Origin of the sequence: Mesorhizobium sp. M7A.F.Ca.ET.027.02.1.1, assembly GCF_004022985.1 — a bacterium.
Taxonomy (GTDB): domain Bacteria; phylum Pseudomonadota; class Alphaproteobacteria; order Rhizobiales; family Rhizobiaceae; genus Mesorhizobium.
In genome coordinates, this window is the sequence record NZ_RZOL01000800.1 from 1 (window position 1) to 1,060 (window position 1,060).

Sequence of the window (1,060 nt, forward strand, 5' to 3'; positions counted from 1 at the left end):
GCCTTGTCGGGATTGTCCTTGAGCGAGCGCGGATCGACAAACTTCAGTTCCATGGGAATGCTCCTTGGAGGTTGTGGACGCGGCCCATCGCCGGTCCTTTTCCGTCTTCTTTCCGAAGACATCCCCCCGGCCCGCGGAGCGGGCGGGCCGGTGCAATTGCGCCCGAGCATCCCTGCCCGGCTGGCCAAGCGGGGCTTCTTCAGCCCTGCGCAGGATGACGGGCCGGGATGGCGACGGGAGCGATTGAGCGCCAGCGTCGGCGGAACGTTCGATCTGCGAGCGGGCTCATCCCCTCTTCATTCCCGCCTTTCCTTCCTCCCCGCGCCGTTCCATGCCGGCTAGGCCGCAGCACGTTCGGCGCCCGCCACAACATCCTCGGCAAGCGACTTCTCGATCTCGCCAAGTTGCCGGCGCTTATTGGCCAGCTCATCCGAGAAGGCGAACTCGCTGCCCTCGCGCGAACGATAGGAGGCGACGCGCCGCACGGCGTCAGAGAGGCGTTGTCGATAGCGCTCCTGCTCCTCCTCGAGGCCGGCAAGGACATGCTCGAGCCGGGCGATCGCACCGAGCGGTGTGGTGGTAACCGGCAATTCGATTTCCGTCTCGGCTCCGGTGCGCACCAGCATGGTGGTGTAGCGATAGCCGTCCTGGCCGAAGCGCTGGCCGGAATGTGCGAGCTCGAATCCGCCAACTGAGGCGATGACGGTCTCGTCTTCGTGCTGAAGCTGCACGAGGGTCAGAATCTCCTTCATGAGTGCCCGACCAGCGAGCTTGCGCTCGGTGAAAGTCTCGTCGCCGACCGTCATGCCGAAGGCGTCGCCGGCAGTCCGGACGAGCCGAGCGAGGTCCTGGCCGATCTCGGCAATGCGACGATTCGTATATTCGACGTCGCGTTCGGCATCGCGAAGCTGACGACGGATGGCGAACTGGTCGTCCTGATGCGCAAAGCGCAAGCGTTCGAGCCGGGCGATATCGGCTTCAAGACCCGCTTTCTGCATCAGGCGCGGATCGCCCGAGGCAATGGCCTTGGCCATGGCGAACTGGTTGGCCTGTCCTTCAC

The 1,060-nt window shown here is 64.8% G+C and carries 1 pseudogene; it reads right to left on the reverse strand.

Annotated features, from left to right (window positions below):
• Positions 1-338 precede the first annotated feature (338 nt).
• Positions 339-1,060 (reverse strand): annotated as a pseudogene (locus EN749_RS36250) (lactate dehydrogenase); the annotation flags it as partial.